This window comes from Streptomyces sp. NBC_00080, from assembly GCF_045041255.1.
In the GTDB taxonomy this organism is placed as follows: domain Bacteria; phylum Actinomycetota; class Actinomycetes; order Streptomycetales; family Streptomycetaceae; genus Streptomyces; species Streptomyces coriariae.
The window spans coordinates 2980307-2998200 of the sequence record NZ_CP108235.1 but is presented as its reverse complement, the minus strand read 5'-3'; the positions used below and the strand labels follow the sequence as shown (position 1 = coordinate 2998200).

Below are 17894 nucleotides of genomic sequence, written 5' to 3'. Positions count from 1 at the left end.
TCAGGGGACACACCATGTACGAGTACGAACTCCAGCAGGCCCGTTCCGCCGAACTGCGCCGCCGGGCCGAGCACGAGCGACTGGCCCGCTCGGTGGTCCGCGGTCGTCGCGCCGCCCGCCGCGAGGCCGCCGATCGCGCCGCCGAGCGGGCGGAGGGCGGCGCCGGGAGCGAGTCGCATACCCACCTCCTCGATCGGCTCCGGTTCGCCCGGCCGGCGTGAACGCGGGGGCGGGGGAGGGCGGCCGCACGGGGGTCGGCCGCCCTCCCGCCGGAGCCCCGGCGATATCCGCTGGGCCGGCCTCCCACCCGCGTGCGATGCTCGCCTCCGTGGAGACCCGGTCCGTCAGCCCTGTCTTCGTCGGTCGAGCCGACGAGTTGCACACCCTGAACGACGCGCTCTCCCGCGCCGCCGCGGGAGAGCCACAGGCGCTGCTCATCGGCGGTGAGGCCGGGGTCGGCAAGACCAGGCTCGTCGAGGAGTTCGCCGCGGCCGCCCACCGCGGGGGCGCCGTCGTCGCGCTCGGCGGCTGTGTCGAGATCGGCGCCGACGGACTGCCGTTCGCCCCGTTCTCCACCGCACTGCGCGCCCTGCGCCGGTCCCTGCCGGACGAACTGGCCGCCGCCGCGGCCGGCCAGGAGGAGGAACTCGCCCGGCTGCTGCCCGAACTACGGAAGACGGCCCCCGGACGACGCCACGAAGAGGAGGGCATGGCCCGCCTCTTCGAACTCACCGCCCGCCTCCTGGAACACGTCGCCGCCGAGCGCACGGTCGTGGTCGCCCTGGAGGACCTGCACTGGGCCGACGCCTCCACCCGCCACCTGCTGTCCTATCTGCTGCGCACCCTGCGCACCGGCCGCCTCGTCGTCCTCGCCACCTACCGCGCCGACGACATCCACCGCCGTCACCCACTGCGCCCCCTGCTCGCCGAACTCGACCGGCTGCGCACCGTCCAGCGCCTCGAACTCGCCCGCTTCACCCGGGACGAGGTCTGCCGTCAGGTCGCCGGCATCCTCGCCGCCGAACCCGACTCCGCCCAGGTCGACGACATCTTCGAACGCTCCGACGGCAACGCCTTCTTCGTCGAGGAACTCGCCGTGGCGGCACACGAGGGCTGCTGCACCGGCCTCACCGACACCCTGCGCGACCTGCTGCTCGTCCGCGTCGAGGCGCTGCCCGAGAGCGCCCAGAAAGTCGCCCGGATCATCGCCGAGGGCGGCTCCACCGTCGAGTACCGGCTGCTCGACGCCGTCGCCCGGCTCGCCGAGGACGACCTCATCGAGGCGCTGCGCTCCGCCGTCGGCGCCAACATCCTGCTCACCACCCCCGACGGGGACGGCTACCGGTTCCGCCACTCCCTGGTCCGCGAGGCCGTGAGCGACGATCTGCTCCCCGGCGAACGCGCCCGCCTCAACCGCCGCTACGCCGAGGCCCTCCAGGCCGATCCGACCCTGGTCCCCGCCGACGAACGCGTCATGCGACTGGCCAGCTACTGGTACCACGCCCACGACCCGGCGAAGGCGCTCCCCGCCGTCCTGGACGCCTCCGTCGAGGCCCGCTGCCGACGCGCCTACAGCGAGCAACTGCGGCTTCTGGAAAGGGCGATGGAACTGTGGGAGACGGTCCCCGAGGACATCCGGGCAGCCCTGCGCCCCGTCGACCACACGGAGGCCTATCCGCCCTGCGGCTGCGATCCGGCCACCACACCGCTGCGCTACCTCGACCTGATGGCCGAGGCCGCCGTCGCCGGCCGCTACTGCGGGGAACGCGAACGCGCCCTGAAGATCACCAAGCGGGCGCTGCGCCTGCTGGAGGACGAGGACGACCCCCTGCGCTCCGCCTGGTTCTGGGTACAGCGCTCCCGGCTGACGCACTCCCTGGGCCGCGGCGGCGGCCGCGAGGAACTGGCCAGGGCCGAGGACCTGTTGCGCGGTCTGCCGCCCAACGAGGTGCACGCCGAGTTGCTCACCCACATCGCCTGCTGGTCCTTGGTGCACGTCCCGGGACCCGAGGCCTACGGAGCCGCCGAGCGGGCCGTGGAGTACGCCCGCCTGGTCGGTGTCCGTGAGATCGAGCTCGACGCCCGTCAGGTCCTCGGCGTCCTCATGGTCGACGCCGGCCACATCGAGGCCGGCCTCGCGGAGCTGCACGAGGTCAGGGAACAGGCACTCGTCGAGGACACTCCCTCCGTCGCGCTGAACGCGTACGTCAACCTCCCCTCCGAACTGGAGGGGATCGGCCGCTCCCGGGAGGCCGTGCCGATCCTGGAGGAGGGCCTCGCCTTCGCCAAGCGGCACGGACCGCCCGACTCCGAGGCGTGGGTGTGGGGCAACCTCGCCGAGTCCCTTCTCTCCCTGGGCCGCTGGGACGAGGCCGACCGGGCCTGCGCCGCCGCCGGAAGGGTGGGCCAGGGCGTGGCGGTCCGCGGCTTCCACGCCACCCTCGTCGCCGAACTCGCCCTCGCCCGCGGCGACCTCGCCGAGGCCGACCGTCAACTGGTAGCGGCGCAGGGCTTTTTCGGCTCCCACGAACACGCCCCGCAGAACCACCTGCCCCTGACCCGCCTCGCCATCGGACTCGCCGCGGCCCAGGGCCGGCCGCTGGACGCCCGCACCCACTTCGCGGGCGCGCTCGACCGGGACTTCCGGCCCGGCACCCAGCGCTACGCCTGGCCCCTGCTGCTCGCCGCGGCCTCCGCCGAGGGCGACGCCCGCGCGACCCCCGCCGCCGACACAGGCCGCGCCGGCCTCCTCGACCGGATCAGGGCAGCCGCCCGGCGGCTCGCCACCATCGCCCCCGTCTGGCAGGCCCACGAACGCTGGGTCCGCGCGGAGCTCCTGCGCGCCGAGGGCCGGACCGACCCGGAGGACTGGTCCGAGGTGGTCGCCGCCTTCGAGTGCCTGGAACGGCCCTACGACCTCGCCCGCACCCGGCACCGCCTGGCCGAGGCCCTTCTCTCCGTCGGCGGTGACGACGAACGCGACCGGGCCGCCGAGTTGCTGCGTCTCGTCCTTGCGGTCGCCGCCCACCTCGGCGCCCGTCCGCTCACCGAGGCCGTCACCCTGCTCGGCCGGCGCGCCCGCCTGTCCCTGACCCCCGCCGCGGGCCCGCCGGACACCCCGGCCGGTCCGACCGACCCGCTGGCGACGCTGGGCCTGACCAGCCGGGAGCGTGACGTGCTGCGTCTGGTCTCGGCCGGCCGCACCAACCGCCAGATCGCCGAGGTGCTCTTCATCTCCCCGAAGACGGCGAGCGTCCATGTCTCGAACATCCTGTCCAAGCTCGACGTCTCGGGCCGCGGTGAGGCGGCGGCGGTGGCCCACCGGCTGGGGCTGTTCCCGCCGGGGGCCGAAGAACGGCTGATCGCGCGATAATGGGGCAGGCCACCCCGGAGGAGCCGCACAGGCCACCGACCGTGATCCGGCCCGGCATGGGAGAACGATGTTCAACGCATTCGAGGACCTCTTCGCGCCGGGCCGCAAGCACACCCGGGACGAGCAGAACCGGCTGGAACTGACCCGGGAGGACGTCGGCGACGCCGATCCCGGGCACGGGCCGATAGACCTGGCGTCCGGAAAGGTCGTGGTGCGGCCCTCCGAGCCGGCGGCGGAGGACGGGTGACGGGTGACGCCGCTCGGCCGAGTGAGCCGTTCGGCCGGGTGAGGCCGCTCAGCTCACCTTCAGTTCCAGGATCCGGTCGTCCCCCGACTTCGGGTCGCCCCGGCCGTCCGTGTTGCTGGTCGTGACCCACAGCTTGTCGCCGCCCGCGGAGACCACCGTGCGCAGTCGGCCGTAGTCGCCCTCGAGGAAGGCCTGCGGGTCCGCCGAGGCCGCCGTGCCCTTCAGCGGGACGCGCCACAGGCGCTGCCCCTTCAGCCCCGCCATCCAGATCGAGCCCTCGGCGTAGGCGATACCGCTGGGCGAGGCGTCGTCGGTGTGCCACTGGGCTGTCGGGTTGCGGAACCTCGTGTCCTCGGACCTGCCCTCGGCCGTCGGCCAGCCGTAGTCGGCGCCCGGCACGATCGCGTTCAGTTCGTCCCAGGTGTCCTGGCCGAACTCCGCGGCGAACAGGCGCTGCTTGGAATCCCAGGCGAGCCCCTGCACATTGCGGTGTCCGTACGAGTACACCGCGGAGTCCGGGAACGGGTTGCCGGCGGCCGGTTCGCCCTCCGGGGTCAGCCGGAGGATCTTGCCGCCCAGGGACTTCTTGTCCTGGGCCAGGCCCCGGTCGCCGCTCTCGCCGGTGCCGACGTAGAGCAGCCGGTCGGGACCGAAGGCGATCCGGCCACCGTTGTGGATCATGCCCTTGGGTATGCCCTTGAAGACCGTGTCGGGTGCCCCCAGCTGGTCGCCGGCGGGCCGCGCGGGGTCGTAGATCATCCGGACGACGCGATTGTCCGAGGCCGAGGTGAAGTAGGCGTAGACCATGTGGTCCGACGCGTAGTCGGGGGAGAGGGCGAGGCCCAGCAGGCCGCCCTCGCCGGCCGCCGAGACCCCCGGCACCTCGCCCAGCTCGGTCTTCTTGCCCGTCTCCGCGTCCACCCGGGTGATCGTGCCCTCGTCGCGGGAGGCGACCAGGAGGCCGCCCTCGGGGAGGGGCGCGAGGCCCCAGGGCGTGTTCAGGCCCTCCGCGACCGTGCGCACCACCGTGACCGTGCCCTTCGCGGGCGGGGTCTCCTCGGCGGACGGGGAGACCTGGGCCGCCGTACTGCTCGGGGCCGCACTGGCCGAGGCGCCCGAGGACCTCCCGGCATCGGAGGAGCAGCCGCCCGTCACCAGCAGAGCACTCGCGGCCAACACGGCTGAAACAGCTCGACGTTGCACGATCATGGTCCCTTCGACACGGCGGTTCCTGCGGGGGCCTTCACCTGTCCTACGCCGTTCACGCCTCATGGGTTCCCGATCCGGGCCATCGCGACCCGAAAGCGGGACTACTCCCACGATCCCTGTGCTCCGGGCAGCTCCGCCACCTCCGTCAGATCCTGCGGCGTCAGACGCAGGGCGGCCGCCGCCGCGTTCTCCGTCACCCAGCGTTCCCGCTTGGCGCCCGGGACCGTGATCACGTGCCGACCCTGTGCCAGCACCCAGGCCAGCGCCACCTGCGCGGCCGTCACGGCCTCGCCGTGCCGGGCGGCGACCCGGCGCAGACCGACGACGATCGGCTGGTTCGCGGCCATCATCTCGGCGGTGAAACGGGGGTGCCGGGCGCGCATGTCGTCCGGTTCGAAGCCCTGGCCGGGAGTGAGCGTGCCGGTGAGGAAGCCGTTGCCGAGCGGCATCGCCGCCAGGAAGCCCACACCCCGCGCCTCGCACCAGGGCAGCAGGGTGTCCAGCGCCTCGGGCGACCACACCGACAGTTCCGCCTCCACGGCGCTCACCGGGAAGACCTGCTGGACGCGCCGCAACTGGCGAATCGTTCCGTCGTACAGTCCTCCCGAGCGGCGACCACCTCGTGCGCCCACCGCGCACAGCCCCAGCGCCCGCACCTTGCCCGCCCGGACCAGCTCGGCCATCGCGCCCCAGGTCTCCTCGACCGGGACCTCGGGATCCGCCCGGTGCAGTTGGTAGAGGTCGATGACGTCGGTCTGGAGGCGCCGGAGCGAGGCGTCGCAGGCCCGCTTCACATACGCCGGCCGGCCGTTGGCCACGATGTGCTGCTCACCGACGAGCAGACCGACCTTCGTCGACACGAACGCGTCCTCGCGCCGCTCCTTCAACGCCCGCCCCACCAGCAGCTCGTTGGTGAACGGGCCGTACATGTCGGCGGTGTCCAGCAGGGACGAACCCGCGTCCAGCGCCCGGTGCACCGCCCGGAGCGACTCGTCGCCCCGCTGCCGAGACCCGCTGTACGCCCAGCTCATCGGCATGCAGCCGAGACCGACGGCACCCACCTCGAGCGCCCCCGCGCCGATCGTCCTGCGCTCCACCTGCCCGTGACCCTCCCTCTCCCGAGCCCCCAACCTAACCTCTGCACGCGCGCGTACCTGACATAGCCTCCTGACCATGAGCGCTGACGTCTGGCTTCCCATCCCCCCGGGGGAGATCGAGGGCCTCCCGGAGGGGCCGAACTACCGCTTCTGGAACGGTGAGGAGGACTTTCCGGCGGACCCGGCCGACTGCGTCTTCTACGTCGTCCCCTACATGAAGCCCGCCGGTCTCGGGCAGCGGCCGCTGCCCGAGATGACCTCACTGGAGGTCGTCCAGACCCTGTCCGCCGGCATCGACCACGTGGTGCCGGCCCTCGCGTCGCTGCGTCCCGGCGTGCGGCTGTGCAACGCGCGGGGGGTGCACGAGGCGAGCACGGCCGAGCTCACGCTCACCCTGGTCCTCGCGTCGCTGCGTGGCATCCCCGACTTCGTCCGGGCCCAGGACCGGGGGGAGTGGCTCAGCGGGTTCCGGCCCGCGCTCGCCGACAAGAACGTGCTCATCGTCGGGTACGGCTCCATCGGCTCCGCCATCGAGGACCGGCTCGTGCCCTTCGAGGTGGCGCGGGTGGCGCGCGTCGCGCGCTCCTGGCGCACGACGGCGCGCGGCCCCGTGCATCCGATCGCCGAACTGCCCGCCCTGCTCCCCGAAGCGGACGTCGTCATCCTGTGCACGCCCCTGAACGACAGCACCCTCGGCCTGGTCGACGCCGAGTTCCTGGCCCGGATGAAGGACGGCGCGCTGCTCGTGAACGTGGCCCGCGGCGGGGTCGTCGACACCAAGGCCCTGCTCACCGAGGTGGAGAGCGGGCGCCTCACCGCGGCGCTGGACGTCACCGACCCCGAGCCCCTGCCCCCGGGCCACCCGTTGTGGAGCGCGCCGGGCGTCCTCGTCAGTCCGCACGTCGGCGGGCCCACCTCCGCCTTCCTGCCCCGCGCCGTGCGCCTGCTGGTGGACCAGTTGGGCCGCTTCGTGAACCGGGAGCCACTGCGCAACGTGATCCTCACTACGGGCACGGCGAACGGATCGTGACGGCCGGGGCGCTCCTGTAGTCCGGCGTCGGCACCCTCCGCAGTCCTCCGGACGCGGTCCGTACCCCTTCCGGGCGCATATGCCGATGATCGTCACGCAGCGTAGAGGAACTATGTCCCTGAGTGACGAGTCTGGTGTATCGTCCCGACAGGGGCTACGCCGCGCACGTTCGGCGTCAGGGATGGACATTTCAGACTTGCGAGGGGGGCGACGGGCGATGCACGGCCTATGGACGAACGATCCGACGCGGCGGAACCGCCGGCGGCGACCCTGGCGCTCCACCACGCGCCGACACGGTCACAGCACTCACCCCTGCCGTCACCGCCACCGGTGCGGCGGCCACGGGAAGCAAGCGCCACCGGCGGTCCGGGACCCGAGGGATCCGGGAGTGACGCGGACCGGGAGGACCCGGTGAGTCCGCCGCCGACCTCCACGCCCCTCCTCGACGGAGCGCCGCGGACGCAGTCCTCGACGAGGGCACCGCGTACCGCCCTGCCGTCCGCCGGCGGCTCCGGGACCAACCTGGTCCACCAAATGCTGCTCGCTCTCCTGTGCGCGGGATACGCCGTCGGTTCCGCGCTCGGCTGGGGCTCCGACCGACTCGCACTGATCATGGGCGACTTCGGGCTGTCCGCGGCGGCGGGCACCGCCGCCGTCTCCTGCTTCCTCTACGCGCGCAGCCGCCGCGTCCGTTTTCGACCCGCCTGGCTGCTGTTCTCGATCTCCTCGGCGATGGCCGCCCTCGGCAACCTGGTCTGGGGCTGGTACGAGGTGGTCCTGGGGCGGCCCGTGCCCAGCCCCAGCTTCGCCGACCTGTTCTTCCTGTGCTTCGCGCCCCCCGCCATCGTGGGGCTGCTCGTGCTCGCCGCCCGGCCCATGACGAAGGCGGGCTGGGTCTGCCTGGCCCTGGACGCCTGGCTGATCGCCGGCTCGCTGCTCACCCTCTCCTGGAGCCTCGCGCTCGCCCAGGCGGCGAAGTTCGACGGACCGAGCGTGGCGCACGCCGCGCTGTCGCTCGCGTACCCGCTGCTCGACATCGCCCTGGTGAGCATGGTGCTGGTGCTGCACTTCCGGCGCACGGCGGTGAACCGCACGGCGGTCAACACGGCCGTCGGCGCGCTCGCGCTGACCGTCATGTGCGACGCCCTGTTCACCTCGCCGCTGCTGCACAACAACTACCGCTCGGGCCAGCTCCTCGACGCGGGCTGGTTCGCGGGCTCGCTGCTCCTGGCGTACGCGCCCTGGGCCGCCTCCCGCCGGCAACGGTCGGCCGCGGACGAGGGGCACACGCGTGTGGTGCACGAACACGTACCCGGTCCGCGCCCCACAGGGCGCCGCCCCCAGGGGCCGCCGCGCACGCCGGCCGCCGCGTCCGGGCAGCCGTCCGCCCGGACAGCCACGCAGACCTCCGCGCAGGCGCCTCCCCAGGGAGGTGATCACAGCCGGTTTCCGGTCACCCGGCCCATCACCGGCTCCCTGGCCGCCCTCACGCCCTATCTCGCCGCGGCCGTCTGCACCCTGGGCATCCTCTACAACGTCCTCAACGGCCGCAGCGTCGACCGCGTGGTGCTGCTGACCGGCGGCACGGTCGTGCTCGCCCTCGTGGTGCGCCAGGGGATCATGCTGCTCGACAACATCACCCTCACCCAGGAACTGGCGCAGAAGGAGAACCACTTCCGCTCCCTGGTGCAGGGCTCCAGCGACGTCATCATGATCGCCGCGCCCAGCGGCGTCCTGCGCTACGTCTCCCCGGCCGCCGCCGGGGTCTACGGCCGGCCGGCCGAGGACCTGGTGGGTTCCGAACTGGCCGACCTCATCCACCCCGAGGACCTGGGCTGCGTGGTGCACGAGGTGCGCCGCTTCCTCGCCGCCAGCCCCCAGGAGGAACCCACCACACGCATCGAGTGCCGCTTCCGCTCCGGCTATGCGGGCACCTCCCGCTCGGGCGAAGCCGGGAGTGGGGGAGGTTGGCTCAATGTCGAGTCGACCGTCAACCGCCATCACGGCGGCCTGATCTTCAACAGCCGGGACGTGACCGAGCGGGTGCGGCTCCAGGCGCAGCTCCAGCACAACGCCGAACACGACCCGCTCACCGACCTGCCCAACCGCGCGCTGTTCACCCGCCGCGTCCAGCAGGCCCTGTCGGGCCGCCGCAGTTCCGACCGGGGTCCCGCCCTGCGCAACACGGCGGTCCTCTTCATCGACCTCGACGGTTTCAAGGCCGTCAACGACACGATCGGCCACGCGGCCGGTGACGAACTGCTGGTCCAGGCCGCCCGCAGGCTCCAGGACGCGGTCCGCAAGGGAGACACCGCCTCCCGACTGGGCGGCGACGAGTTCGCGGCCCTGATCGTCGGCGACGGCACCCGCGACCGAACCGCCCGGGAACGCCACATAGTGGAACTCGCCGACCGCCTCAGGCTCACGCTGTCGCAGCCGTACCTCATCGACGGCAACGAGGTCCGTGTCGCCGCTTCCATCGGCGTCGCCTTCGCCGAAGCCGGTCTGGGCGCCGGTGAGCTGCTGCGCAACGCCGACCTCGCCATGTACCGCGCCAAGGCGGGCGGCAAGGGCCGCGTCGAGCTGTACAAGCCGCAGATGCAGCAGGACGTCGTACGCAAGGCGGAGCTGGCCACGCGGCTGCGTGCCGCGCTGCACGACGGTGAGTTCGCGCTGCTGCACCAGCCCGTGGTGCGCCTGGAGGACGGCCGGATCTCGTCGGTCGCCGCACAGGCCCGCTGGCGCTCCTCGCAGGGGGTGCTCTTCACGCCCGCCGAATTCCTGCGGGTCGCGGAGGACAGCGACAAGACGGCCGAGCTGGGGCGCTGGGTGCTGGAGGAGGCCGTCGAGCAGGCCGCCGACCGGGCCGCGAGCGGGCTCACCCTGCCGGTGGTCGTACGGGTGGGCGCCCGACGGCTGCTGGACCGGTCGATGCCGCTGGGCTCCGTGGAGGCGCTGCTGACCCGGCACGGGCTGCCGTCGGGGTCCCTGGTGGTGGAGCTGTCCGACACCGACCCGAGGGTGCCGCTGGACGAGCTGGAGCGCCGCCTGGGGGCGCTGCGGCGCCTCGGGGTGCGGATCGCCCTCGACGGCTTCGGCAGCGGCTACGCGGCCCTCACGGCGCTGCGGAGACTCCCCGTCGACGTGCTCAGGCTGGACCGCTCGCTGGTCGAGGGGGTCGTCGAGTCCGCGCGGTTGCACAAGATCACCAGTGGGCTGCTGCGGATCGCCACCGACCTCGGGCTCCAGTCCGTCGCCGAGGGCGTGGATCTGCCCGAGCAGGTGGTCGCCCTGCGCGCGATGGGCTGTACGCACGGCCAGGGGATGGCGTTCTCCGGGCCGCTCGACGAGTACCGGCTGCGCCGGGCCCTCGCGACCGGCCGCTATCCGGTGCCCCACGGGCCGGCCGAGCCCGCGTTCGCGGGCGGCGGCGCGGGGGTGTACACCAGTGGTGTCCACGCCGGTGGGGTCGCCGGCGGTGTCACGGCCGTCCTGGGGAGCGGAAGTGCCCTTCGCTCACATAATGAGACTCCCGTCCCACCCACTTGACAGTCGGTGCGCGCCGGGGGGAGGGTCAATGCCATGCGCACCCGAATTCTCGTACTTGGAAAGCGCGTCGGCTGAAGTTGGTGACGCTCCGGACGGACCCGGAACTCCCAGCGACCCACACCCGGCGCGCTCCCCTCGCTTGCCTTTTGGCACGAGGGGTTTTTTGTTGCACAAAACCCGCTGCGGCCCGCGTGCCGCAGCTCTGAAAGACCCTGAGCAAGACCCTCAGTAAAACCCTCAGCATCGAGAAGAGAATGCCGATGACCGAGCAGGCCACCGGGGCCCATCCGCAGCCGCGGCCCCGATCCGGAGGACAGCACTCCGCGACCGTCGAGCACGTGACGGGTGCGCAGTCCCTCATCCGTTCTCTCGAGGAGGTCGGCGCCGAGACGGTATTCGGCATTCCCGGCGGCACGATCCTGCCCGCCTACGACCCGATGATGGACTCGACGAGGGTCCGCCACGTCCTGGTCCGGCACGAGCAGGGCGCGGGTCACGCGGCCACCGGATACGCGCAGGCCACCGGCCGGGTCGGCGTCTGCATGGCCACCTCGGGGCCGGGCGCCACCAACCTGGTGACCCCGATCGCCGACGCCCACATGGACTCGGTGCCGCTCGTGGCGATCACCGGCCAGGTGGCGTCGAAGGCGATCGGCACGGACGCCTTCCAGGAGGCGGACATCGTCGGCATCACCATGCCGATCACCAAGCACAGCTTCCTGGTCACCAAGGCCGAGGACATCCCCCGGGTGATCGCGCAGGCCTTCTACATCGCCTCCACCGGCCGACCCGGCCCGGTCCTGGTCGACATCCCCAAGGACATCCTCCAGGCGAGGACGACGTTCTCCTGGCCGCCGGTCATGGACCTGCCCGGCTACCGCCCGGTGACCAAGCCGCACGCCAAGCAGATCCGCGAGGCCGCCAAGCTGATCACCGCCGCCAAGCGGCCGATCCTGTACGTCGGCGGCGGTGTCCTCAAGGCCGGCGCCACCGCCGAGCTGAAGGTCCTCGCCGAGCTGACCGGCGCGCCCGTCACCACCACGCTGATGGCGCTGGGCGCCTTCCCCGACAGTCACCCGCAGCACCTGGGCATGCCGGGCATGCACGGCTCGGTGGCCGCCGTCACCGGTCTGCAGAAGGCCGACCTGATCGTCGCCCTCGGCGCCCGTTTCGACGACCGGGTCACCGGCAAGCTCGACAGCTTCGCGCCGCACGCCAAGATCGTCCACGCGGACATCGACCCGGCCGAGATCGGCAAGAACCGGGCCGCCGACGTGCCGATCGTGGGGGACGCCCGCGAAGTCATCGCCGACCTGATCCAGGCGGTGCAGAAGGAGCACAGCGAGGGCCAGGCCGGCGACTACACCGCCTGGTGGAAGGACCTCGACCGCTGGCGCGAGACCTATCCGCTGGGCTACGACCAGCCCGCCGACGGCTCGCTCTCCCCGCAGCAGGTCATCGAGCGCGTCGGGCAGCTCGCCCCGGAGGGCACGATCTTCACCGCGGGCGTCGGCCAGCACCAGATGTGGGCCGCCCACTTCATCCAGTACGACAAGCCCGCCACCTGGCTGAACTCGGGCGGCGCGGGCACCATGGGCTACGCCGTCCCGGCCGCGATGGGCGCCAAGGCCGGCGCGCCCGCGCGGACCGTCTGGGCCATCGACGGCGACGGATGCTTCCAGATGACCAATCAGGAACTCACCACCTGCGCCCTGAACAACATCCCGATCAAGGTCGCCATCATCAACAACGGCGCCCTGGGCATGGTCCGCCAGTGGCAGACGCTGTTCTACAACCAGCGCTACTCCAACACCGTGCTGCACTCCGGCCCGAACGACGTCAACCCGGACGCCCGCGGTACCCGCGTCCCCGACTTCGTGAAGCTGTCGGAGGCCATGGGCTGCTACGCGATCCGCTGCGAGTCACCCGAAGACCTTGACAAGGTCATCGAGGAAGCCAACTCCATCAACGACCGCCCGGTCGTCGTCGACTTCATCGTCCACGAGGACGCGATGGTGTGGCCGATGGTCGCCGCCGGCACCTCCAACGACGAGATCCTGGCCGCCCGGGACGTCCGCCCCGACTTCGGCGACAACGAAGACGACTGAGCGAGAGAGACGTAAGAAGACATGTCCAAGCACACGCTCTCCGTCCTGGTGGAGAACAAGCCGGGCATCCTGGCCCGGATCGCCGCCCTGTTCTCCCGTCGGGGCTTCAACATCGACTCGCTCGCCGTCGGCGTCACCGAGCACGCCGACATCTCCCGGATCACGATCGTGGTGAGCGTCGACGCCCTGCCGCTGGAGCAGGTCACCAAGCAGCTCAACAAGCTCGTCGAGGTGCTGAAGATCGTCGAGCTGGAGCCGGGACAGGCCGTTCACCGCGAACTCGTTCTGGTGAAGGTGCGCGCCGACAACGAGACGCGCTCGCAGATCGTCGAGATCGTCCAGCTGTTCCGCGCCAAGACCGTCGACGTCTCCCCGGAGGCCGTGACCATCGAGGCCACCGGCAGCAACGACAAGCTGTCCGCCATGCTCAAGATGCTGGAACCGTACGGCATCAAGGAGCTGGTCCAGTCCGGCACGATCGCCATCGGCCGCGGCGCCCGTTCGATCACGGACCGGTCGCTGCGCGCTCTCGACCGGTCGGCGTAAGTACGCAACCGGTCTTCGTACGAACGGATCCGGGCGGCCGGTGATCACTGACCGCCCGGATGCCGAGACCCCGAAACTTCCCTTCCGCTCGCCGTCATACGGTGGGACGCAACACCTGCACTCAAGGAGAGAACCCAAAGTGGCCGAGCTGTTCTACGACGCCGACGCCGACCTGTCCATCATCCAGGGCCGCAAGGTCGCGGTCATCGGATACGGCAGCCAGGGCCACGCCCACGCCCTGTCGCTCCGTGACTCCGGTGTCGACGTCCGGGTCGGTCTGCACGAGGGCTCCAAGTCCAAGGCCAAGGCCGAGGAGCAGGGCCTGCGCGTGGTGACCCCGGCCGAGGCCGCCGCCGAGGCCGACGTCATCATGATCCTCATCCCGGACCCGATCCAGGCCCAGGTCTACGAGGAGTCCATCGCCCCGAACCTGAAGGACGGCGACGCGCTGTTCTTCGCCCACGGCTTCAACGTGCGCTTCGGCTTCATCAAGGCCCCGGCCGGCGTCGACGTCGCCCTGGTCGCCCCGAAGGGCCCGGGTCACCTGGTGCGCCGCCAGTACGAGGAGGGCCGCGGCGTCCCCGCGATCGCCGCCGTCGAGCAGGACGCGACCGGCAACGCCTTCGCGCTGGCCCTGTCGTACGCCAAGGGCATCGGCGGCACCCGCGCCGGCGTCATCAAGACGACCTTCACCGAGGAGACCGAGACCGACCTGTTCGGTGAGCAGGCCGTCCTCTGCGGTGGCACCTCCGCGCTGGTCAAGGCGGGCTTCGAGACCCTCGTCGAGGCCGGCTACCAGCCGGAGATCGCCTACTTCGAGTGCCTGCACGAGCTGAAGCTGATCGTGGACCTCATGTACGAGGGCGGCCTGGAGAAGATGCGCTGGAGCGTCTCCGAGACCGCCGAGTGGGGCGACTACATCACCGGCCCGCGCATCATCACCGACGCCACCAAGGCCGAGATGAAGCAGGTCCTCGCCGAGATCCAGGACGGCACCTTCGCCCAGAACTGGATGGACGAGTACCACGGCGGTCTGAAGAAGTACAACGAGTACAAGGACGCGGACTCCGAGCACCTGCTGGAGACCACCGGCAAGCAGCTGCGCAAGCTGATGAGCTGGGTGAACGAAGAGGCGTAAGGCCTCGGGACGGGGGGCCGGAGCAGATCGCTCCGGCCCCGTTGTCCATCCCGTCCACCACGGACGGGTGATCCTTCCGCGGAGGCGTGAGGCGACCGCCGTCGCGGCACTAGACTGCTGCACTACATACGCGTCAGGCCCACAGCGTCGTGCGTCTTCCACGCGGCTAGCCCCTCCTCCGCCTGCGGCCGTCGGGACGGCCGTCCGCACGCATTGGACTTGTGAGGACTCACGTGAGCTCGAAACCTGTCGTACTCATCGCTGAAGAGCTGTCGCCCGCGACCGTGGACGCGCTTGGCCCGGACTTCGAGATCCGGCACGCCAACGGAGCGGACCGAGCCGAACTGCTCCCGGCCATCGCCGATGTCGACGCGATCCTGATCCGCTCGGCCACCAAGGTGGACGCCGAGGCGATCGCCGCCGCGAAGAAACTGAAGGTCGTCGCACGAGCCGGCGTCGGCCTGGACAATGTCGACGTTCCGTCGGCCACCAAGGCCGGCGTGATGGTCGTCAACGCCCCCACCTCCAACATCGTGACCGCCGCCGAACTGGCCTGCGGTCTGCTGCTCGCCACCGCCCGCCACATTCCGCAGGCCAACGCCGCGCTGAAGAACGGCGAGTGGAAGCGCAGCAAGTACACGGGCGTCGAGCTGGCCGAGAAGACCCTCGGCGTCGTCGGCCTCGGCCGCATCGGCGCGCTCGTCGCGCAGCGCATGTCCGGCTTCGGTATGAAGGTCGTCGCCTACGACCCCTACATCCAGCCCGCCCGCGCCGCGCAGATGGGCGTGAAGGTCCTTTCGCTGGACGAGCTGCTCGAGGTCGCCGACTTCATCACCGTCCACCTGCCCAAGACCCCCGAGACGGTCGGTCTGATCGGCGACGAGGCGCTGCGCAAGGTCAAGCCGAGCGTGCGCATCGTCAATGCCGCGCGTGGCGGGATCGTCGACGAGGAGGCGCTGTACTCGGCGCTGAAGGAGGGCCGCGTCGCCGGCGCCGGCCTCGACGTGTACGCGAAGGAGCCCTGCACGGACTCCCCGCTCTTCGAGTTCGACCAGGTCGTGGCCACCCCGCACCTCGGTGCCTCGACCGACGAGGCCCAGGAGAAGGCCGGTATCGCGGTCGCGCGTTCGGTGCGGCTGGCCCTCGCGGGCGAGCTGGTGCCGGACGCGGTGAACGTCCAGGGCGGTGTCATCGCCGAGGACGTCAAGCCCGGTCTGCCCCTCGCCGAGCGCCTCGGCCGCATCTTCACCGCGCTCGCGGGTGAGGTCGCGGTCCGCCTCGACGTCGAGGTGTACGGCGAGATCACCCAGCACGACGTGAAGGTGCTGGAGCTGTCGGCTCTCAAGGGTGTCTTCGAGGACGTCGTCGACGAGACCGTCTCGTACGTCAACGCCCCGCTGTTCGCGCAGGAGCGCGGCGTCGAGGTGCGGCTGACCACCAGCTCCGAGTCGGCCGACCACCGCAACGTCGTCACCGTGCGCGGCACGCTCTCGGACGGCGAGGAGGTGTCGGTCTCCGGCACGCTGGCCGGTCCGAAGCACCTCCAGAAGATCGTCGCGGTCGGCGAGTACGACGTCGACCTCGCCCTCGCCGATCACATGGTCGTCCTCAAGTACGAGGACCGTCCGGGTGTCGTCGGCACCGTGGGCCGGGTCTTCGGCGAGGCGGGCATCAACATCGCCGGCATGCAGGTCGCCCGCGCGGCGGTCGGTGGCGAGGCGCTGGCCGTTCTGACCGTCGACGACGCGGTGCCCGCCGGGGTGCTGGCGGAGGTCGCCGAGGAGATCGGCGCGACGTCCGCTCGTGCGGTGAACCTCGTCTGAGGCTGCCGCACGTACTGGGGGCTGCCGCCCCCAGGCCCCGGCTTCGGCCCTGAAGGGGCCTCGTCCTCAAACGCCGGACGGGCTGGAATCACTGAACGTGGCTCGAAAGCGGGAGCCGGGCGGGCCGGAGTGATCCGGCCCGCCCGGCTCCTTTCGTTCGTGTCACTTCACGCCGGTCCTGCGCAGCGTCAGTGAAGCCGCTGCCGCCGCTCCGGCGAGGAGTACCGCTCCGGCGATCGCCGCGCCGTGCATGCCACTGGTGAACGCCTCGCGTGCCGTCGTCGTCAGGGCGTCTCCCGTGCGCCCCGGGAGACGGCCCGCCACCGCCAGGGCGCCGCCGAGGGTCTCGCGGGCCTCGGCCGGGGCTGTGGCCGGGATGTCGTGGCGGTAGATCGCCGTGCCGATGGAGCCGAGGACGGCCATGCCGAGGGCGCCGCCGAACTCGGTGCCGGTCTCCAGCAGGGCGGACGCGGAGCCCGCCCGTTCGACCGGGGCCGCGCCCAGCGCCAGGTCCGTCATCTGGGACAGGACCATGACGATCCCGCAGGCCAGAACCGCGCAGGCGGTCAGCACGAGCCACATCGAGTCCGTACCGGCGAGGGCCAGCAGCGCGTAGCCGCTCGCGCCGATCGCGAAGCCGGCCGTCACCACGTAGGCGCGGTCGACGCCCTTTTGGACCAGGGAGGTCGCGACCGGGGCCGCCAGGCCGATCGGCACCGAGGGGAGCAGCGCCCACAGGGCCGCTTCCAGCGCGCTCCTGCCGAGGACCGACTGCAAATACTGGGTGGTGAAGAACGCCGAACCCAGCATGCCGAAGGCGGAGACCAGGTTGAGGGCGAGGGCCGGGGCGAAACCGCGGCCGCGGAACAGTGCCGGGGAGATCATCGGTGCGGCCGTGGTGCGCTGGCGGTGGACGAAGAGGGCCGCGAAGAGCAGACCGACGGTGACCGAGACGACGTACTGCGCGTGCCAGCCCTCGGAGGGGATCTCCTTGAGGCCGTAGATCACGGGCAGGACGGCGGCCATCGACAGCGGGACGCTCGGCCAGTCGAAGCGGCCGGGGGCGGGGTCGCGGGACTCCGGCAGGAGCGCCGGGCTGAGGGCGAGCAGCAGGACCATCGCGGGCAGGTTGACCAGGAAGACCGAGCCCCACCAGAAGTACTGCACCAGCAGGCCGCTCATCACCGAGCCGAGCGCGATGCCGCCCGTCATCACCACGGACCACATGCCGATCGCCTTCGCGCGCTGGCCCGGGTCGGTGAACATCGTGCGGATCAGGGCCATCGTCGCGGGCATCAGGGTCGCGCCGCCGATGCCGAGGACCGCGCGGGCCGCTATCAGGGTCTCGGCGCTGTTCGCGTACGCGGCGGTCAGTGAGGCGGCGCCGAAGGCGGCGGCGCCGATCATGAGCAGCCTGCGGTGGCCGATGCGGTCGCCGAGCGAGCCCATCGTCATCAGCAGGCCCGCCAGCACGAAGGCGTAGATGTCGAAGATCCACAGCTGCTGGGTGCCGGTCGGCCCCAGGTCCGCGCTGATCGCCGGGATGGCGAAGTAGAGGACGGAGACGTCCATGGAGACCAGCAGGAGCGGAAGCATCAGTACGCCCAGTGCGGTCCATTCGCGGCGGCCGGCGCGGCCTGCGGGAGGCGCGGGGGTGCTCAGCGTGCTCACCGTGGTCGTCGCGTCGGTCGCGTCGGTCGAGTTCGTCGGGTTGGTCATGACGGTGACTGTACGAGCGTATTAAACGCTTGTCTAGAACGCTTGTATAAGTCAT

The 17894-nt window shown here is 71.5% G+C and carries 12 protein-coding genes; 9 read left to right on the top strand and 3 right to left on the bottom strand.

All coding sequences use genetic code 11. The features are described 5' to 3' along the window. Positions 1–14 precede the first annotated feature (14 nt). The 3 genes from OHU34_RS13040 to OHU34_RS13030 all read left to right on the top strand — a co-directional run bounded on the left by OHU34_RS13040 (position 15) and on the right by OHU34_RS13030 (position 3620). Positions 15–221 (top strand): hypothetical protein, encoded by a 207-nt coding sequence (locus OHU34_RS13040; protein ID WP_020131421.1) that lies wholly within the window; start codon positions 15–17, stop codon positions 219–221. 95 nt (positions 222–316) lie between these two features. Then, complete coding sequence (locus OHU34_RS13035) at positions 317–3373, top strand: AAA family ATPase (protein ID WP_405766400.1); 3057 nt, start codon at positions 317–319, stop codon at positions 3371–3373. 67 nt (positions 3374–3440) lie between these two features. After that, on the top strand, positions 3441–3620 hold the full coding sequence (locus OHU34_RS13030) for a DUF6191 domain-containing protein (RefSeq protein ID WP_057601577.1): 180 nt from the start codon (positions 3441–3443) through the stop codon (positions 3618–3620). Between the two features lie 48 nt (positions 3621–3668). On the opposite strand, the gene OHU34_RS13025 is transcribed toward OHU34_RS13030, so the two are convergent. Continuing rightward, a complete protein-coding gene (locus tag OHU34_RS13025; RefSeq protein ID WP_230194576.1) occupies positions 3669–4829 on the bottom strand; it encodes a sorbosone dehydrogenase family protein in 1161 nt (386 codons plus the stop codon). A 101-nt stretch (positions 4830–4930) separates the two neighbouring features. Beyond that, positions 4931–5926, bottom strand: a complete 996-nt coding sequence (locus OHU34_RS13020; protein WP_142266280.1) for an aldo/keto reductase — start codon at positions 5924–5926, stop codon at positions 4931–4933. Positions 5927–6002: 76 nt separating this feature from the next. Between OHU34_RS13020 and OHU34_RS13015 the strand changes: the two genes are divergently transcribed. The 6 genes from OHU34_RS13015 (at position 6003) to serA (ending at position 16120) form a co-directional block, all read left to right on the top strand. Then, entirely contained in the window at positions 6003–6956 is a 954-nt protein-coding gene (locus OHU34_RS13015; RefSeq protein ID WP_230194575.1) for a 2-hydroxyacid dehydrogenase, read from the top strand. A 411-nt stretch (positions 6957–7367) separates the two neighbouring features. Continuing rightward, positions 7368–10505: a bifunctional diguanylate cyclase/phosphodiesterase gene (locus tag OHU34_RS13010; protein ID WP_200839817.1), complete on the top strand. Its 3138-nt coding sequence runs from the start codon at positions 7368–7370 to the stop codon at positions 10503–10505. A 260-nt stretch (positions 10506–10765) separates the two neighbouring features. After that, complete coding sequence (locus tag OHU34_RS13005) at positions 10766–12613, top strand: acetolactate synthase large subunit (RefSeq protein WP_230194573.1); 1848 nt, start codon at positions 10766–10768, stop codon at positions 12611–12613. A gap of 21 nt (positions 12614–12634) precedes the next feature. Then, positions 12635–13159 (top strand): acetolactate synthase small subunit, encoded by a 525-nt coding sequence (gene ilvN, locus OHU34_RS13000; RefSeq protein ID WP_020131429.1) that lies wholly within the window; start codon positions 12635–12637, stop codon positions 13157–13159. Between the two features lie 139 nt (positions 13160–13298). Further along, positions 13299–14297 carry a ketol-acid reductoisomerase gene (gene ilvC / locus OHU34_RS12995; protein ID WP_020131430.1) on the top strand — a complete coding sequence of 333 codons (999 nt, stop codon included), beginning with the start codon at positions 13299–13301 and terminating at the stop codon, positions 14295–14297. 233 nt (positions 14298–14530) lie between these two features. Beyond that, positions 14531–16120, top strand: a complete 1590-nt coding sequence (gene serA, locus OHU34_RS12990) for a phosphoglycerate dehydrogenase (protein WP_020131431.1) — start codon at positions 14531–14533, stop codon at positions 16118–16120. 162 nt (positions 16121–16282) lie between these two features. Here serA and OHU34_RS12985 read toward each other — a convergent pair whose 3' ends face one another. Beyond that, positions 16283–17839 (bottom strand): MFS transporter, encoded by a 1557-nt coding sequence (locus OHU34_RS12985; protein WP_405766394.1) that lies wholly within the window; start codon positions 17837–17839, stop codon positions 16283–16285. Positions 17840–17894: the final 55 nt, after the last annotated feature.